The sequence below is a fragment of the Vibrio sp. 1978 genome (genome assembly GCF_033344345.1).
In genome coordinates this window covers 1-742 of the sequence record NZ_JAWPOP010000400.1, presented here as the reverse complement: position 1 = coordinate 742, position 742 = coordinate 1, and the positions used below count along the sequence as shown (strand labels likewise).

1 protein-coding gene is annotated in these 742 nt (G+C 46.1%); it reads left to right on the top strand.

The window, feature by feature from the left end; translation table 11 throughout:
- Nucleotides 1–53: 53 nt before the first annotated feature.
- Nucleotides 54–742, top strand: a 689-nt coding sequence (locus R8N49_RS26860; protein ID WP_318190419.1) for a LysR family transcriptional regulator, incomplete at its 3' end; no start/stop codon positions are given.

Here is a 742-nt window from a genome sequence, read left to right as displayed (position 1 = left end):
TCAACGATGATAATCAGCTAAATTGGAAAGGAATTATTTCCTCGGAGGACTTAATGGACTGGATTCAAAGTGTACATAGTTACATTCGAGTTATCGAAGAAGGCAGCTTCAATGCAGCCGCCCGGAAGCTCAACACGACAAGCTCTGCCATCAGCAAGCGTATCCAGTGGTTAGAGGACAAAATTGGCGTCCAGTTACTCAAGCGTACCACTCGTTCAATAAGTCAAACCGAAGCTGGTGCCCTATTCTACGAACGAGCCAAAGTGCAACTTGACTCTTGGCAGTCCGTGTTAGATGAAACTCGCTCAGTAAACCAGTCTCCGGCCGGTCTGTTAAAGATTGGCGCAACGTTGGCGGTAGGTTCTAAGTTTTTAGTCCACTACCTTGATGATTTTCTAGAAAAATACCCCGATATCACTCTGCAACTCACCACGACGCTACCCGGTCAACTGCCGGAACTGAGTTTGGATCTCTTCATCAGTCGTCATTTAGAACAGCTCAATTCATTAAGCTTTAAAGCAACCCCGCTGTTCGAACACAAAGCTCAGTTTTATGCAGCGCCGAGTTACTTAGAAAAATACGGCACGCCACAAAATGTTGAAGAGCTGACAAAACACAATATTTTGATTTGGGGAGAAAAACCGGCAAGAGAGATCAAGGCCAACCGTGGGAAAAGAGTGAGCTTGTCAGGCAACTTCGCAACGACCAATCCAGAAGCTCTGTTTCATGGTGCAAAACGCGG